Source organism: Tenacibaculum sp. AWR4_210, from assembly GCF_056160945.1.
Genome location: NZ_JBSWYF010000001.1, coordinates 38530 through 57029, shown reverse-complemented (window position 1 = coordinate 57029; position 18500 = coordinate 38530). Strand labels below are relative to the sequence as shown.

General features: G+C 36.1%; 15 protein-coding genes. 6 read left to right on the top strand and 9 right to left on the bottom strand.

Annotated elements, in window-relative coordinates; genetic code table 11:
* Positions 1-98 precede the first annotated feature (98 nt).
* From ACXAG7_RS00240 to ACXAG7_RS00225, 4 genes are all read left to right on the top strand, one after another.
* Complete coding sequence (locus ACXAG7_RS00240) at positions 99-533, top strand: DUF1842 domain-containing protein (RefSeq protein WP_408043506.1); 435 nt, start codon at positions 99-101, stop codon at positions 531-533.
* 119 nt (positions 534-652) lie between these two features.
* On the top strand, positions 653-1423 hold the full coding sequence (locus ACXAG7_RS00235) for a hypothetical protein (RefSeq protein ID WP_408043505.1): 771 nt from the start codon (positions 653-655) through the stop codon (positions 1421-1423).
* A gap of 105 nt (positions 1424-1528) precedes the next feature.
* On the top strand, positions 1529-2122 hold the full coding sequence (locus ACXAG7_RS00230; RefSeq protein WP_476665542.1) for a hypothetical protein: 594 nt from the start codon (positions 1529-1531) through the stop codon (positions 2120-2122).
* 2 nt (positions 2123-2124) lie between these two features.
* Positions 2125-2397, top strand: a complete 273-nt coding sequence (locus tag ACXAG7_RS00225; RefSeq protein WP_476665541.1) for a hypothetical protein — start codon at positions 2125-2127, stop codon at positions 2395-2397.
* Positions 2398-2444: 47 nt separating this feature from the next.
* Here ACXAG7_RS00225 and ACXAG7_RS00220 read toward each other — a convergent pair whose 3' ends face one another.
* Together ACXAG7_RS00220 and ACXAG7_RS00215 are read right to left on the bottom strand one after the other, a co-directional pair.
* Entirely contained in the window at positions 2445-4232 is a 1788-nt protein-coding gene (locus ACXAG7_RS00220; protein WP_408043502.1) for a DEAD/DEAH box helicase, read from the bottom strand.
* 128 nt (positions 4233-4360) lie between these two features.
* Positions 4361-5716 carry a hypothetical protein gene (locus tag ACXAG7_RS00215; RefSeq protein WP_408043501.1) on the bottom strand — a complete coding sequence of 452 codons (1356 nt, stop codon included), beginning with the start codon at positions 5714-5716 and terminating at the stop codon, positions 4361-4363.
* Between the two features lie 182 nt (positions 5717-5898).
* Between ACXAG7_RS00215 and ACXAG7_RS00210 the strand changes: the two genes are divergently transcribed.
* The gene (locus ACXAG7_RS00210; protein ID WP_408043500.1) at positions 5899-7521 is read left to right on the top strand and encodes an ABC-F family ATP-binding cassette domain-containing protein; all 1623 of its coding nucleotides are present in this window, start codon (positions 5899-5901) and stop codon (positions 7519-7521) included.
* Positions 7522-9047: 1526 nt separating this feature from the next.
* Here the strand turns inward: ACXAG7_RS00210 and ACXAG7_RS00205 are convergent.
* From ACXAG7_RS00205 to ACXAG7_RS00180, 6 genes are all read right to left on the bottom strand, one after another.
* Positions 9048-11456 (bottom strand): hypothetical protein, encoded by a 2409-nt coding sequence (locus tag ACXAG7_RS00205; protein WP_476665540.1) that lies wholly within the window; start codon positions 11454-11456, stop codon positions 9048-9050.
* A gap of 3 nt (positions 11457-11459) precedes the next feature.
* The gene (locus ACXAG7_RS00200; protein ID WP_476665539.1) at positions 11460-12893 is read right to left on the bottom strand and encodes a T9SS type A sorting domain-containing protein; all 1434 of its coding nucleotides are present in this window, start codon (positions 12891-12893) and stop codon (positions 11460-11462) included.
* 475 nt (positions 12894-13368) lie between these two features.
* Positions 13369-13692, bottom strand: a complete 324-nt coding sequence (locus ACXAG7_RS00195; protein ID WP_476665538.1) for a hypothetical protein — start codon at positions 13690-13692, stop codon at positions 13369-13371.
* A gap of 28 nt (positions 13693-13720) precedes the next feature.
* Entirely contained in the window at positions 13721-13909 is a 189-nt protein-coding gene (locus ACXAG7_RS00190) for a hypothetical protein (protein WP_476665537.1), read from the bottom strand.
* 36 nt (positions 13910-13945) lie between these two features.
* A complete protein-coding gene (locus ACXAG7_RS00185; protein WP_408043496.1) occupies positions 13946-14521 on the bottom strand; it encodes a hypothetical protein in 576 nt (191 codons plus the stop codon).
* A 25-nt stretch (positions 14522-14546) separates the two neighbouring features.
* Positions 14547-15359, bottom strand: a complete 813-nt coding sequence (locus tag ACXAG7_RS00180) for a hypothetical protein (RefSeq protein WP_476665536.1) — start codon at positions 15357-15359, stop codon at positions 14547-14549.
* Between the two features lie 288 nt (positions 15360-15647).
* Between ACXAG7_RS00180 and ACXAG7_RS00175 the strand changes: the two genes are divergently transcribed.
* Positions 15648-15812, top strand: a complete 165-nt coding sequence (locus ACXAG7_RS00175; protein ID WP_476665535.1) for a hypothetical protein — start codon at positions 15648-15650, stop codon at positions 15810-15812.
* Positions 15813-15916: 104 nt separating this feature from the next.
* Here ACXAG7_RS00175 and lon read toward each other — a convergent pair whose 3' ends face one another.
* The gene (lon, locus tag ACXAG7_RS00170; protein WP_408043493.1) at positions 15917-18385 is read right to left on the bottom strand and encodes an endopeptidase La; all 2469 of its coding nucleotides are present in this window, start codon (positions 18383-18385) and stop codon (positions 15917-15919) included.
* Positions 18386-18500 lie beyond the last annotated feature (115 nt).

The window sequence follows — 18500 nt, the reverse complement described above, 5'->3', positions numbered from 1 at the left end:
ATTTTTTTTGATATATCTTTAATAGTGAGTAACATATGAATGACTCTTCCCCCCCATTCCAAAAATTGTGCTCATAATACGTCATCTAAAACACTATTATGAAAATGAGTAAAATCAACACCAATCCTAAAACTAACCAAGTTCTAAGCGATTCGTACATCGCAAAAGGTACTATCGGAAACACCAACCTACCCGGAGCAGCTATTGCCTATTTTTCGTTGGATATTTCGCAGCAAACAAAATCCGTATCTGGCGTTATCGAGGTATCACAACCCATTACCCAAAGCGTTATTAAAATCAACGTCGTTGGCGCTGTAAAACCTTCGATAACTAAACACGGTAATTCGCGTATAGAACTGATTGGCGAATTTGTCGTTTCTATCAATCCTCCGGCTTCAGGAACCTATTTAGAATACTTTACCGCCTATTTAGATATCGATGCGAACTGGCAAGGACTCGGAGGCTTTTCGTACGGAAAATACGAAGTCAACGATGTGCCTATTTCCTTACAACGCAAACTAAACACCGCCTAAACCACTACATATCAATCAACTCGATATAACAAACACTCATCTGTAAATTTTAGACACTCATGCCAATTTTTACAGATGAGTTTGGTTTAACAACTACCTTTAACCTAAACTAACTGAACATGACAAGCGCTACTACCCTAACGCCACCTGAAGCGGAAACCTCAAAGAGCACAAAGACGCAATACGGCATTTCGAAAAAAGTAATTACAGAATTACATCTCGAAATAAACAACATGCTGTCGTATGCCATATACAACGGAATTATCATCAACCCACAGGTAAATGCACTCATTCAAAACAGCAGTATTGACGACCTGTTAACCGCTCATAATCTGCTGGTAAAAAACGTGGCTCCTGCAACACCTAAGTCTATTGAATTTACCAAAGCCTTGCGCAGCCAAGAAAAGGGTAAATCTATTTTCAACAGACTGCCGTTAGTTCGAAATTTGATACTTTTATCTTTAGGATTTTTAGCTGTTTTTATTGCCACAGGACTTTCACCCTTGGTAAATGCCAAATCATTAAGCGAAGGTATCATGAATAATGACGGAATTCCTTTATTACTTAATGTAACTTTTTTGGCTTCTATTTCTGGACTTGGAGTATTGTTTTACTTATTAAAAAAAGTAAGTGATTCTATAAAAAACAGCACCTTGGTGGCCGAAGAATTTATTGCCTATGTCGCACAAATCATCCTCGGAATTATGGCGGGATTGATCATGTCAGAAATCATCTCTTTTTACAGCAGTGAAACCAAGGCGATCAGTCTGTTCAGCAAAAGCGTTTTGGCACTCATTGGAGGTTTTTCTTCCGATGCCATTTTTACCGTATTGCAAGGAATTATCGATCGCATCAAGTCATTTTTTACAACACCGATAATCGACAACTAACATATTTTAGGGGATGGGTAGGTACTCACAAACTAACACTTCTATTTAACGACAAAAAGATTTTAGTAACGTATCTACCCTAATTCCTAAAAAAAAAAGAACCCAATGAACAGACTACGACCATTCGTCGCCATGAGCATCCTATTAATCCTTGTGAGCTGTGCTAGTATACCGAAAGCGACCAGTACGCTATCTCGCGCAGTACTGGATCAATCCGCTGCCATGCATCAGCTAAACATCCAATTGGTGGAGCAATTGTTCACCGAAAAGAAAACGAGGTTACAACACTATATCAATACGGTATACACGCCTACGGCAGTTAAGAACTACATCGCATTGATTCCGGATGGTACCGATTATAAAACAGCACTACCTAACATCGTATCTAGTATTATACCTGTTATTGAACGTAAAAAAGATTCCTTAACGGCCTTATTAACACAGCGTGAAAACAATATCATTGGCAAACTGAATGCCAATTATGCCAAGTTCGTTCAGGCTGGAAACAGCCTACAAAATGTACTAGACACAGCAAACGAACTGAACCGTTCAGAGCAGTACCTACTGACATCCGTTGACAGCCTAACTGGAGTGCGTATAAACACGGAGGCTATTCGAAAGGACCTGGATCAGGTATTGACGAAAACAAGTGGCCTTTTTGGAAAACTGACTCCCTATGAAAACCTACTAAAAAAATAAGTATGAGTACTATTAATTGGCAAGCATTAGCAACACAAGCAGTAAACAACACGGATCAGAGTTTACACAAAGAATTGGCATCACTGACCACCGTAAACACCGATGCCATTACAGCGTTTATCCAAACCAGTAACATCGACACTACCGATGCCATCAAAGTCTTAAAGATCGTGGATGACGCCGCCATGAGCAATGAAGAAAAAGCCTCAGAAATCGGCACTATCAGCCATGGGATTAATTTTTTAACCGCATTGGCATCAAAAATACTCCATTAAAAACACGGCATAAAAAAAGGGCTACCGTTAAGTAGCCCTCTATAAGTTTATCTATTGCGTCGTTTTCTTCCGAATCCCGACGACTTATTTCCTCCTTTAAAATCGTCTCCACGCTTTCTACCAAATCCTTTCGATCCGCTAAATCCATCGCGTTTTGGTTTGCGTTTCCCGTCAAATCCGCCTGGTTTACCACCGCGACGTCTACGACGTGAACCTCCGCCACCTCTGTCGGTTTTGGTCACCTCTACATTTACATTTCTACCGTTAAACTCAGGTGTATTTGCTTCAAAACAATTCAAAGTTTCCGCTTCAAAATTCTTGTCTATTTCAAAGAATGAGAAGGTATCTAAAATATCAATCGCTCCGATTTCCACTTTTTCTCCTATCCCCTGCTCATTGATTAAGCCTATTAACTTCGCAGGGTTTAAACGATCTTTACGTCCTAAGTTAATAAAGAAACGCGTCATGTTTTCATCTGACGATCTTCCTCTAGAATTATCTCTTGACGATAAGTTATTTAAATCAGCTGCATTTTCGTAGTACGATAAGAAGCTGTTAAACTCAACAGATACGAATTTTTTAATCAATTCCTCTCTACTAAGCTGCTCTAATTTTTCGTAGATGCTTGGCAAGTACCCTTCAATTTCCGACTCATTTACCGTGGTGTTTTCCACTTTATCAATAAGGTGGAATAATTGACGCTCACAAATTTCCTTTCCACTTGGTACTTGGGTATGAATGAACTTCTTTTTTAAGATACGCTCTATTGGGTTTAGCCTACCGCGTTCTTTCTTAGTTACCAAGGCAATTGAAACCCCTTTGTTCCCAGCACGTCCAGTACGACCACTACGGTGGTTGTAGTTTTCGATCTGATCTGGTAATTTGTGGTTAATTACGTGCGTTAAGCTATCCACATCTAAACCTCTTGCTGCTACATCCGTAGCAACGAGCATTTGTATGTTCTTTTTGCGGAATTTTTCCATTACACTATCACGCTGTGCCTGCGAAAGGTCACCGTGTAATGCATCTGCATTGTATCCGTCTTTAATTAAATTGTCCGCTATTTGTTGCGTTTCTCTTCGCGTTCTACAGAAAACTATCGCGTAAATTTCTGGATTTACATCGGCAACGCGCTTTAATGCTGGGTAACGAGTTTTTTCTGTTACTAAATAGTACTCGTGACTTACATTATCAGAACCTTGATTTTTTTGCCCCGAGGTAATTTCCGTAGGGTTGTTCATATAATTTTTAGCAATAGCTTCTACTTCACGTGGGAAGGTTGCTGAGAACAATAAGGTTTGTTTATCTGCAGGAGTAGCTTCAAGCACTTTGTCTAATTCGTCCTTGAACCCCATGTTGAGCATTTCATCAGCTTCATCGAGTACCAACCATTTTACGGTTCCTAATTTCAAGGCTCTTCTACGAATAAGATCAACGGTTCTACCTGGTGTTCCTACTACGATTTGTGCTCCTCTCTTTAACTGTTTAATTTGCTGCTCAATATTAGCACCACCGTAAACGGTTACCGTTTTTAGTCCTGGAATATACTTCGAAAAATCATCGATATTCTTTCCAATTTGTACGGCTAACTCTCTAGTTGGTGATAAAATAATTGCTTGTGTATCGTCGCTATTTTCATCGATTAGCTCGATGATCGGCAAACTAAAGGCTGCAGTTTTACCCGTTCCTGTTTGGGCAAATGCCTTAAGATCCTGATCAGAATCAATAATTTGCGGGATAGCTTTTTCTTGGATAACTGTAGGGTTTTCGTACCCTAAATCCATCAAGGCCTTGTTAATAGACTCTTTTAAGCCTAATTCTAAGAATGTTGACATGTTGTGAATTTAAACGAATTCACAGACGCCCCCCCATGAATCCTTATTATTAATACTTTTACCATCTCCGAAGAGATTTTTGGACCGCGCAAAAGTACGTTAAATAAAGGAACTGTAAAGCTTTATTGCTATTTTTTTTGCAATTTGTCTAATTGAAGCTCTATATCACTGGCAGACATCGTACTAAATCCGTTTTCTATCGCTCCCTCTTCGTCTACCAATATCAAACGCGGGAAATTACTACTCAAAAATTCATGAGCACCACTCTCTTTTGGCAGTTTATACTGGTGTTTGATAGGGATACTTTTAAAGTATTTAGCTTTGTTATCTTGATGAACAATCACAAAATTTAGTTCTGGGAACTTTTTTACAAGGTAATTGAAACGTGCAGAAACGCTCTCTGTTGAAGAATAGTAGCGGTTATTGAAGTAAACTACCGATTTTTTCCCTCCGATTAGCTTGTGAATATCTTCCCAATCTCCCGTAGGTTTTTCAATCTTAAAACTCGATAATTTAGTTTTATTCTTCGCCAATTTCATATCGTTTACTAAGCGCTGGATTTTTTTCTTATCCTCTATACTCGAATTTAACTTAAAAAACGTGAAAAAAGCCTTCGTAAAATCTTCTCCTTGGCGTCGTTTGGTAAAGTTATAGGCCATCGTTCTATACAGCACCGTATTTTTTACCACTTCATCTTGTATACTTTCATCGATATTGTGCAGCAAATCGATCACAAATCCTTCCGTACCACTTTCCAAGCCTTTTAAATAGGCCTCGTTGTAAAGTTTTCCTATCACGTAGCGGTAATACGGTCCGTAAAACACGAGTGAATCTCTTTTTATATTGATATCATCGCGAAAGTCATAGTATTCATTGCCAAAATAATCTCCTGGCTTTTTATGGCAATTGTTCGTAGCATAAGACTCCATATTGGAATACAGCGGATAATTCAAGGCGATATTTAACACATCTAGGAATCCTTTAGAAGTATCCTTGAACTCCTTTACATACGTAGCTACAATCGTTTCTTTGACAGCGAGCATAGAGTCCATTCGGCGTTCGTACGCATCGTATTCTAAACCATGGCTCTGCATTAAAAACTTCTCGTCCTCTTCGTGTTTGAGAAATGCTTCTATCAACAAATTATTTCGCTGTGCATTCTTCCCGCTAAACACTAATGATTCGTCAAAATCCCAAGTATTTAATCGAAACATCAAGCTATCATTGGGCTCGAGATACACGTATTGGTGCTCTGGTCCATGTTCAAATACATACAATCCTTCTCGCAAATTATCGTATTTCCCCAAAAAGCGATTCTCTTTGGTCAGGGTTAAGGTATCTCTAAACCCTTTGTTATCTGATAGAATAACATGGCACCCTTTAGGATGAATAATTTTACCTCCAAAATACGTAAAGTCGTCTTTTTTAGTTGAATTACATCCAATTAAGCTACATAAAAATAAGGGTACTAAATATTTTGTCATACAGTTTGTTTTCCGCACAAAAGCACAAATCAAAAATATAAATCACTTCACAACTAAGCTGTTAATTCGTTGTTAAAAAGGATTTAAAAATCTGCCAAATTTATAACCTTAAATATTTCTATCCAAATTCTTTTAACCGTCATATATTTTTTACTTTTGCAGCGAATTTAAAAATTGTATACATGTTATCAGTTTCTAACTTATCGGTTCAATTTGGAAAACGCATATTGTTCGATGAAGTAAATACAAAATTTACCCAAGGTAATTGTTACGGTATTATTGGTGCCAACGGAGCGGGTAAATCTACCTTCTTAAAGATTTTATCAGGAAAAATAGACCCTACCTCTGGACAAGTACACCTCGAACCGGGGAAACGTATGTCTGTATTATCACAGGATCACTACGCTTTTGATGAGTTTCCAGTATTGGAGTCAGTAATCATGGGAAATAAAGATTTGTATAAAATCAAGAAAGAGATTGATGCACTGTACGCTGATTACACGGATGAAAACGCTGAGAAAATTGGTGAATTACAAGTACAATTTGAAGAAATGAACGGTTGGAATGCGGATTCTGACGCTGCTGCCATGTTGTCTAACCTAGGTATTAAAGAGGATTTGCATTACTCTTTAATGAAAGACTTAGACGGTAAGCAAAAAGTACGTGTATTACTAGCACAGGCTTTATTCGGAAATCCTGACGTTTTGATTATGGATGAGCCTACCAACGACTTGGACTTTGAAACCATCGCTTGGTTGGAAAACTTTTTAGCCAACTACGACAATACTGTAATCGTAGTATCGCACGACCGTCACTTCTTAGACGCCGTATGTACGCATATTTCAGATATTGATTTTGGAAAAATCAACCATTTTTCTGGTAACTATACCTTTTGGTACGAGTCGAGTCAGTTAGCGGCAAAACAGCGCGCTCAACAAAATAAGAAAGCGGAAGACAAGAAAAAAGAATTAGAAGAGTTTATCAGACGATTCTCTGCCAACGTAGCAAAATCTAAACAAGCTACTTCTCGTAAAAAGATGATCGAGAAGTTAAATGTAGAGGACATCAAGCCTTCTAGCCGTAGATATCCTGCCATTATCTTCGATCGCGATCGCGAAGCTGGAGACCAAATTTTAAATGTTGAAGGATTGTCAAAAACGGATGCTGAAGGAGTATTGTTATTTGATAATATCGATATCAACCTCAATAAAGGAGATAAGGTTGCCGTGATTTCTAAGAACTCAAAAGCAACTACTGCCTTTTACCAAATAATTGCGGGTAATGAAACCGCCGACAAGGGAACATACAATTGGGGAGTTACCACTACTCAGTCGTACTTACCTGCCGACAACTCGGAATTTTTCCAAAATGGAGAGTTAAACTTAGTTGATTGGTTACGCCAATACGCGACTACTGAAGAGGAGCGTGAAGAAGTATTTTTAAGAGGATTCTTAGGAAAAATGATTTTCTCTGGTGAAGAAGCATTAAAAAAGAGTAATGTTTTATCAGGAGGAGAAAAAGTGCGTTGTATGTTGTCTAGAATGATGATGACCCGTGCAAACATTTTGAAGCTTGACGAGCCTACGAACCACTTGGACTTAGAATCTATTCAGGCATTGAACAACTCATTGATCAACTTTAAAGGAACCGTTTTGTTTACTACCCATGATCACGAGTTCGCTCAAACAGTAGCCAACAGAATTATTGAAATTACACCTAAGGGAGTGATCGATAAATACGCAACTTTTGACGAGTATTTAGACGACCCTAAAATCAAAGAACTACGCGAAAAAATGTACGCGTAATACTACTAAAAAAGGAGCCTTTCTAGGCTCCTTTTTGTTTTTAGCTATACCCAGTAATTTATAATTGTACCTGCGTGATTTAGTTACTAATTAGCTTATACCATAATGGCCTTTACGTAAACCTGCCTTGAGTTACCGTTTTTACATTTAGTCGTCTTTCCTGCCTATATTGGTGATATGAACATATCGTCCTTGCTCATCGTTTTACACTTTCCGAGCTGTATTTTTTGTGCGTCTTGCTTAACTAGGTTCTAAAGCTCGTGTTTCTGTCCATAAATCCATTTCTGCATGATAGCTTAAGCCTTTTTTAACCTCATAAACGCTCTCATTTTTGGTTAAATATTTATGTTAATTCAATGACGAAACTTATATTCGTGTACCGGAAAAATTGTTTTACTAGAAATAATACTCAATATGAAAATATCAAGACTATCAATATGGGATTTTTATCTGTAGAGGTTACTAGCTTTCATGTGTCTCATTTTTATCTACCCTATCTTTTCATCCTTTTCTTAGCGGCTGTTTGGGGATTTTATCTTCTAATTAAACGCTTGAATATAAAAATCTCTAAAGGGACTTTTTACACCTATGTTACGTTAACACTTCTCGGATTAGTTCTAGTTTTTTTCCCTACTATTTTTGTTATCAAAGTTGAACACCTATTTGAAGTAAATTCGATTATGGAAATTGGGATATTCATCATCGCTTTCTCTCAACTTTTTCTTCTTATTAGTCTGTTTAAAGGGTATTCAAAACTGGTTAAATAAATCGAAGAACCTCATTTCAAATTAAGCGTTCTACAAAACAAACATCACAAAAAGGCGCATAATTTTCATTAAACATCACTTCAGTGTAACCTCTTTCGTACCTCATTGATAATCTAATAGTATATTTTTCTCTAATCCATACGAGATATATAGGTTGGTCATTTATGGCACACTCTTTCATCTCTAATTCATATTGCTTAAGTGTTCTTCAAAAACCTAATCATTCATAGCCTTAAATAAAATATAAATTACTCTAATATAAATAGCAATTAATTACAATAAGTTACTATTTCAAAGATAAATCTACTTTTCGGTGCAAGACTGATCATTCTCCTACAAATTGGACAGTTATTTAAGTTAAAAAAGGACCTAATGGGATAACAATTAATTTAATGAATATTCCCACCAAAACAACCGTAGTTTACCACCTTATTATCAAGAATTTAGATTACCCGATTTAATTGCTTTATAACACCAATAGAAGGTGCTTGCAACCAAAAAGAGTATCAAAATTAAACTACGTTTTAAAAGTTCCTTTCTTTTATTTTTTTCTTTTAAATCTAAAAACAATAAAACTATATATAAAAGAATTGCTAAAAAAAAAGTTACTACCAAAGACCATCCTAATAAATTAGGAGTATATAGCCCCATAGTCATATTATGAGGTAATAAATATATTACGAAAGAATATATCAAAAGAATATAAAATGATAGGTTTAATTTTTTTACTAAAAGTTTCATGTTTATTTTTGATTTTTATTAATTGCATCCCAAATCACTTATAGGTTTTTCTCCCTTTAAAACAGATTTTACTTTATTCCAATCTGGTCTATTTCTTATTGGAGATGTTCCCACTGCTCTACCACTGTTATTGTCAACAAACCTTTGTAATTTATCTTGAAAGCTTCTCCATAAATTATCAGCTCCAATGAGAGGGTTTCCTCCCGTAAAAAAATAAGCAATATTCTCTATTATATTAGAATCAATTCGATCAACACCTCTTACAAAAAAATTATACGTCCCATTAGCCAATCTTTCATAACCAAATTGTCTAGTACCACTAACAGGATGATTTCCCGCATATGGCGCATTCATCGTTTGAAAGTACCAATAATCATTTTGATATTCAGTACAAATTACAACCCCATCATCACCTGGTATATCAATATAAATTATGGCTCCTAATGGATTATTAGAATTCCAAAGGTTTGTCTCTTGTGCACATATACTCTGAATTTGGCAATAAGGAGCAAAGGTAGACCCTGAGACAAAATTGTTGAAATCTCTCCTCATATAATCTAAAAGCTCATCAGGAGTAAATCTTTGCCCTGTACTTAGATTAATAGGCAACGTAACTATATTCACTCCAAAATAATCCATATTAACCATGGTTCCATTAGCATTTTCCAACTCTTGAATATAAAAATCATTAAAAGTTCCACTTGGAAGACTTTTAATTTTTTCAACCACACTTTGAGGTGCTTGGTGCTGCACCAAATTTTGCCAATGTACTATTTGATCACAATCAATATCCACTAAAGCGGAGCAATCATTAGCTATTAATTCTTTAAATTCTATAAAGCGATCCAATCTTACACTAGAAATATGATTTCTTATTGTTATAAATTCATCTCTAAGCACTAAATCTTCAAAATCAATTCTTAAAAAACTTCCGTCATTACTTACAAATTTAAAAGTATTCCCTAGATATGCATTCGTAACGCTTGCATTTATATTGAATTCATTCGCCTCAAAAAAAGCTCTAATTACACTTCCTTCAAATGCAACATTAACATTATCTTTCAATAATTCTGCCAACACATTACCGAAGTTGGTAATTCCTTCTGTTATTGCCTGTTGATTAAAACTAATTTGTAGCGCTCTATCAGGGTTAGTAGCATCTTGAAAAAGTGGCGTAGTTGCTGATTTAAGTAAATTTGCATCTAAGGGAAGGGTATTAGTATCCTGAAATCTATTTAGTAACCAATTGATTCCGTTATGGGAGAACCTAGAAAAGTTATTAGCTTTAAAATAATCAATTACTTGTTGTTTTAAATCAGGTCTGGCATTTAAAAAATTAACGTTTCTAGTACCGAGTCCTTGAATTGCTTTTTCTGCTAGCGCATCTAGTGAATTTGTAGAATTTAACAGTTTATCTATATAATTTCTTTGAGCTTCTAAACACGTAGGAATATCCATATAAGTAGGCTGTGGACCTGGAACATAAATACGGCATTTGTTTGCCAATAAATGTTGACCTCCTCCTCTATTTCTTCTTGCATAATCTTCTATATTAGTGGGCGTTGCTTTATCAATACCATAAAAACTTGAAAATTGCGTTGGAAGAATATAAGGAGGTGATAAATATTTTTTTATATGCTCGTAATTCAAGAAAAACTGCATTAAGTTTAAACGATCCCAATCATTAAATCCGTTGTAATAATCGTTTTTGAGATTTAATACATACGATTCAAAATTAACATCCCCAGGTAAAGCTTCAATTTTTCTAACAATAGTAGTATTTACGTGTTTTTCAGAGATGAGAAATTTAAGATAATCAGTATGTGTCGCTGTATAATTGTTTAGTACACTCACGCTAGTAATATCCGCTAAAGATGTTCCATTGATATACATAAACGGAATTCCTGAATTATGAATATTTCCTGATTGTATTTCTGCTCTTCTAATTTCAAATGCTTTTAAATTCCCAATGTTATAAGTAACTTTTTTCTCACCATCATTGATTAAACGATAGTATTTACTTCTTGGAGCCATAGAATTTCGATAAATATGATCTCTTTCTGTTCTTAAAAACACATCATTTTTAGCCTCATCATAACTTGTATAGGATCTGTTATATTTTTTCTCCAAATGTTTTTTTATAAGATCTAACTGTCTTCTGTACCATCTATCTCTCTGTGCGTTTATTTGAGCTTCATGTAAAACAGCTCTGTTGTGTATAGCTACTGTAAAACTATTATTCCCCCAAGTAAAAGAAAAATCTTCTAATTCACCATTTCTTCCTAACGGAGCTTTTAAATCTTGAATCCTGTCAAAATACTGAAACTCATCACCTCTAAAATACTCAAGCTCTTCTGTTTGCCCGAAAGTCAAAAACGAAAAGAGCATAAAGAAAATCCATGTAATTGTGTTTATGTTATTTTTCATAGATTATTTTTTTACAATAATTCTCGTTTTTCTTTCATTATTGATGGTTACTGATACCACATAGGTCCCTTTTTTTAGATGACTCCCTTCAAAAAAGTAGCTATGCTTGCCCGTTAACTGATCTTCTCTTTGACATACTACAGAACTTTTTGCTCCATAAATATCAGTTACTCTAACCTCTACTGCACTTGGGTTTTCAAGGGTGTATGAAATAATTAAATCGTTTACAAATGGATTAGGATATAATTTAATACAGTTTTCTTCTTGAGTTGCCAGTGCTTCTAAAATATCTTCAGAAATTTCATCATCAGTATTGGTAAACTGTTGCTTCTTTTCTATTACAAATTTCATTGGTGCTCCAACCTCATTAAATTCTTTAATAAAACTATCTAAGTTTCCAATTAAAACAGCGGTATTCCCTACTGTCTTCTTTGTTAAATCTCCTGAAATAATTTCATAAGAAAGTTTATTGGGAATTGTTTCTAAAAAAGAAGTATGGGGCATATTAAAACTTAAATCATCAAAATCAATAGCGTTTTCAATAATATTAAAATATCCTTCCACTTTTTGTTCTCCTATTGTTAACATATATGTTGCAAAAGCTTCATCAGTTTCGCCTTTGAAATTAATAGCAATAGGAACTTTTTGCTCAATGTGCTTTCCGGACCAATCGTATTTTAAGAGAACTCCTGACCATTTACCAAAAACATCGCCCTCTGTAATATTCTCGGTTGGTTGATTTGAATCCTCATTATTTTCAATTTCTTGGTATTTACTCTCTGAGTCATTGATTGTATTCTCCGTACTTCTCGTGTTACTTGGTTGATTCTCAAAATTTGCTCCTAAGTACTGATTCGCTTTTGGTATATTTTTTTCAACACCATACCCATGGTAATAACAAATCCCTAACCAATATTTTGCCATAGGGTAGTTACTTTTTTCAAACCAATGTATTGCTTGCTGATAGTCTTGCTGGATATTTCCTAATCCTTTGAGTGATAAATATCCTAAACTATAAATAGCCTTTTGATTTCCTGCCTCTGCAGCTTTTTTAAACCACTTCTTAGCCTTTGTAAGATTTAAATCACATCCTTTGCCATATTTATACATAGCTCCTAGATCTCCAGCGGCTATCATATTTCCTTGCTCTGCCGACTTCTCAAGTAATTTATATGCTTTTTCATCGTCCCTTTCACTCCCACTTCGCAAATAAAATCTTGCCATTAGCAGTTGGGCTTTATCATCTCCTTTCTCAACACAAGGAGTTAAATACTCTGTAATTTTAAGTGTGTTTTCTTCACTATTGTCGTTTAGCTTCAAGTAATACAAAGCTTCCCTAAAATTGAATTCACAGTCCAACTGTTCTTGCGCTTCTAACTCTAGCATCGGTATTAATAGACCTACGAAAAAAGGGATAAAAGTATTCGTTTTTTTCATTTTTATTTCAATTTATCTTTTGTCTTCTAGCTTAAAGAAAATAATAATTCACCAAAATTAGTAGTAGCATGATATAACTGGTAAATCATTGGCCTCCTGCCAATAAGCCCATGATTTACTTTATTCAAGATATTCGTTAGATTCTACCCTTTTGTAAGCCTTCTTTATCTAATGTCACAATTCGAAATACCGTAACACAATGTGATTTTAATTTAAAATTAGCCGTAGTCTTGCGAGTCTGAAATTGGAGAGCCCATAATTACATTGTGAAACTCTAATTTTTCTTATTTGTTTTAAAATTTATCGCCAGGAAATATATAAAGTAAGTCAAAGGATTTAATAGAGTTCTCTGATGAATTGTAGTAATTGGAACATTTAAACTTTTAGTTCAAGGCTGCTATAATGTTAACTTCATTACAATAAAATGTTCTCATTTTTCATCAATAATAGTCACTCCTAGTTACTAGCGATTTTTTTATTTTCTTTTAAGTTTGTCCTTGCGTTTGGCAATAGCCTCATCGACAAGTTCAATTCCTGTAACTTCTATCCGTGTTTGTTTTTCTAATACGATGGATAGGACGGTTTTTAATTCTTCCAAAGTGGCAAAGTCTGGTGCTAGTAATTGTTCCGCTAAGCCTTTTAAAATTGGATCATGTGCAGCTGCCAACACTCCCCAAACCATAGCTTTTATTTTGTACGAATCGTCTTCTCGAAACTTTTCAGCATAGTAAATTCCCAATACCCTAACAGCGTCTGAGTGGGCTTGATGTGCCGCCTTGAGCAAATACTTTTCTGCCAAAGCATCTCTGTTTACGGATACCCTATGACTAAAATAACAATATGTACTGGGCTTCAGCCTCTCCATCATCGGCAAAGGACTTTAACAGGTAAACGGCTTTTTCGCAATCCATGTTTTTAAATGCTTTTATCCCTTTTTGATACTTCGATTGCTGCGAAAAAACGGCTGATGCCCCCGTGAACATTAACCAAACTAGCCAAATAATTTTTTTATCCATAAGTAGGTTAGCTATATAGTATACATTTCTTTCACCTTAGTTCTTTTGAGAATTCCCCCTCTCCTTTTCATCAGCAGTCGACACGATCCTAAAGGCCTCTCTGGACCAACTTACGGGTACCAGGCTATCCTTAGTGACGACGTATAAGGAATCGATAGAACTACTCTTTTCTAAGATAGAATTACCGAACAGATGCAGTGTATCGGCCTCTAAGCGATACGAACCTTTCCAATGATACGTTTCGTAGGCCGGACTTTTCTGTAAGTGAAATTTGTTATTCACCTTTAACTCCAATTTGTAATTGTATTTAGCGGTAGCCATGAGTCGCGTTGAGGCCTCAAAGTATTCACTATTCTTAAATACGAGCAATACTACAATAAATAACAGTGTCAACCACTGTGAAGACCTATCGAATTTCTTTTGCTCATATCGGACGGCTTCTTTATTCAAGAAATTTTCATACAGAAACAAGCCTAGATAGACAACTGCTAAACTCACAAAATAAAGCGTATGAATTAATCCAATCGTGTAATTTTGACCAAATGGAAAAAACTGATATACCGCCAAACTTCCGACCAGAACTTGGCCTAATAAAATATTAAATCGTTTCATAAATTCGAATTGATGAAGTGCGTTATTACCATTCCTTAACAGTTATTTTATCGGTCTTTATATGATACGTAAACACACAATCCAATGCCGTTGAATACACTTGTAATTCCTGGATATCGTATAGAGCACCGTACAGTTTCATCGTACATATATCGGTTGCAGAAATTAACGGAGTTGCGCTTAGATGTGAATGCGTCACAGCGATAATTTTATCATTTTTCTCGGTCCTCGTTTTAACTGCTAGCATAGTTTTATGAAATTTCTTCCAAGCTGTTATCTGTCCTTCCTCAGATACCCAAAATAAGTAATCGTTTCCCAACGGAATAATATCATGCTCAGTAGTACCCATTATAAGATACATACGATAACCTCTTTTAGCAGGGAGCAGTACTAAATTGGCACTAAACCCCTCAACCATGCCAATTTTGTATTTAGGGTTGTTAAGCTGTTTCACTACCTCCATTTTTACAGCTAGCAAGCGCTTTTCTTTAGCATTCAAATCTTTCTGTTTGTGTTCTATGACAACAGGAGTATTTACATCCTCTTTTAGACAACTATACCTAGCAATACGCTGCTTTTGATTTTTATGCAAAAAAGTAATGTGAATGGAATCTTTGGAATCAAAGCGCACGTAACCGCCATAATCTTTGCGCAGTAATGGCTTACTCATCAAGACATCGGTGCCATTCCATGCGATTTTTTCATAGGCGTACAACAGCTTGGCTTCCTGCCTAACCGAATCTAATTTACGCATCAGAAGTGGACGATTTTCTATCTTTTGAGCATAACTACTCAATACACTTAAGAATATAGCAATTCCTAGTACGAAGGTTTTCATAGCTTTTCGTTTTCTGTAAAGTTACTAAATTATCTCATAAAAAAGGATGTAGCCTTGATACTTGTTTACCCATTACAGCAGGGAAACCACAATAATCATACAACGACCAAAATTCAACGGAGCTTTGAGCTAGACTCCTACAATTCACAAATAGGCCGCATTCGTAACTGCAGTTACCATGACCTTGTTAAAATGTGTTAAGTAGTAAAACTCCTTACTTTCAGTAAGGATTATAATTTACTATTTCAGAATAGTAAGCATACATTTGAAAAACTTAAATTTCAAATTATGATGAAGAACATTTCAAACTTAGGAAAAACATTAGAAAAAACTGCTCAAAAAAAGATTCACGGAGGATTGGACCCAACAAAAGTATTATGCGTTCCGAACCCAACACCGAGTTCAGTGTGCAATGCGTACATCATGCCGAACTGTTGTATTCAATGGGACTAATACAAGAAGATATCGGTTATTAAAAACAAATGAATCTCATTCGTTTTCAATGATCATTTTTTAACGAAAAAAAAAGGGAGCTTTTATCAAAGCTCCCTTTTTAGTTATTTTTTGTCTATTTGAAGTTTTTTGGCATTTTTAACCTTCTGTTTCGTCAACGCTAGATCAATAACCTCGTGCATTTCGGTAACAAAATGGAACTTCAGTCCTTTTAAATAGCTCTCTTTAATTTCACTGATATCCTTTCTGTTTTCCTCACAGAGAATAATTTCCTTAATGTTAGCACGCTTTGCGGCTAAAATTTTCTCCTTTATTCCGCCTACTGGCAACACTTTACCTCTCAAAGTAATTTCACCAGTCATAGCGATCTTACTTTTTACTTTTCTCTGTGTATACAACGATACCAAAGAGGTAAGCATCGTAATCCCTGCACTCGGACCATCTTTGGGGGTCGCTCCTTCCGGAACGTGGATATGTACGTCGTACTGATTGATAATCGCCGGATCAATACCAAAGTTATCGGCATTTGCCTTGATGTATTTCATGGCGATTGTTGCCGATTCTTTCATTACATTCCCGAGATTACCGGTAATTGACAGCATCCCCTTTCCTTTTGATAAGATAGATTCGATAAACAATATATCACCACCTACACTCGTCCAAGCCAATCCTGTTACAACACCAGCAGTATCATTGTTCTCATATTTATCGCGTTCCATACGAGCTGGCCCTAAAATACGCTCAATATCTTCGTTGGTCAAAGCAATGTTGTACGTCTCTTCTAAAGCGACAGATTTGGCTGCAAAACGAACTACTTTCGCCACTTGCTTTTCCAATCCTCTCACTCCAGATTCACGGGTGTATCCTTCGACTACCTTTTCAATTTGTGCCTTTCCTAATTTGAGGTGTTCCTCGCTCAATCCGTGCTCCTTTAACTGTTTTGGCAACAAGTATTTCTTTGCGATTTCCACCTTCTCTTCAATCGTATATCCCGTTACGTTGATAATCTCCATACGATCTCTTAGGGCCCAAGGAATTTGTTGTAAATTATTCGCTGTAGCTATGAATAAGACCTTTGATAAGTCATATCCCACTTCCAAATAATTATCGTAAAATTCTGTGTTCTGTTCCGGATCTAATACTTCTAGCATAGCTGAAGATGGATCTCCTTGGTGACTCTGCCCTAATTTATCTATCTCATCTAAAACAAATACTGGATTTGAGGTCCCTGACTTTTTAAGATTTTGAATCAATCGACCTGGCATCGCTCCAATATAGGTTTTTCTATGCCCTCTAATTTCAGCTTCGTCACGCAGTCCTCCTAAAGACATACGCACGTACTTTCTTCCGAGTGCTTCTGCCACAGATTTCCCTAAAGAGGTTTTTCCTACTCCTGGAGGTCCGTATAAACAAATGATTGGAGACTTCATATCTCCACGCAATTTCAACACAGCCAAGTGCTCAATAATACGCTCTTTTACCTTCTCTAGTCCGAAGTGATCGCGATCTAAAATTTTCTGTGCTTTCTTTAAGTCAAACTTATCTTCTGAATACACTCCCCAAGGCAATTCCAACATCAGCTCAAGGTAATTGCGTTGAACACCGTACTCTGCCATTTGCGGATTCATACGCTTTAGCCTTCCCAGCTCTTTTTCAAAAACCTCGGCAACTTCCTTGTTCCACTTTTTCTCCTTAGATTTCTTTCTCATATCATCTAACTCCTGATCATGAGAAACACCACCCAATTCATCTTGGATCGTTTTCAATTGTTGGTGTAAGTAGTACTCTCGTTGTTGCTTGTCTAAATCTGAGCGCGTCTTTGATTGGATATCATTGCGCAATTGCAACTTCTGCAACTCCTTATTCAAATTCTTCAAGGTGAGCAGTGCGCGCTCTTTCAGGTTATCCTTTTCTAAAAGCACCTGCTTTTGCGCTACGCTCAATTCCATATTCGATGAAATGAAATTCACCAAAAATGAACTGGAATGTATATTTTTAATTGCAAATGACGCTTCAGAAGGGAGCATTGGATTTTCCTTGATTACCTCTAAGGCCAACTCTTTTATCGACTCAATAATAGCGTCAAACTCCTTTTGATCATCAATTTCACGTTCCTCTCTAGCTTCTGAAACTCTCGCTTTCAAATACGGTTCTTCTTGCAGCATCTCATCAATTTCAAAACGCTTCTTACCTTGAATAATTACGGTCGTATTACCATCAGGCATTTTTAAAACGCGTAAAATCTGAGCCACTACCCCTGTGGTATGGATATCCTCAATACTCGGATCCTCCACCTCTGGGTTCTTTTGAGCTACAACCCCTACTACTTTTGATCCTTCATTGGCATCCTTTATTAACTGAATAGACTTATCTCTACCAGCGGTAATAGGAATTACAACCCCCGGAAACAACACAGTGTTTCTCAATGGTAAAATTGCCAATTCTTCTGGCACTTCCTCTTTATTCATATTTTCTTCATCCTCAGGGGTCAATAAAGGAATCAGTTCGGAATTTTCATTAAACACGTCTTGTAACGACAAATTGTCTAAATGTAATATCTTTGTTTTACTCATAACCATAATATCTGTCAACTTGGCACTTCTGTAAATCGTTAGTAGCACCAATACATTTTGCTAATATCTTTAAAATACTTAGTAATCAGCCAAGTACTCTATTAAAATCGGCGAA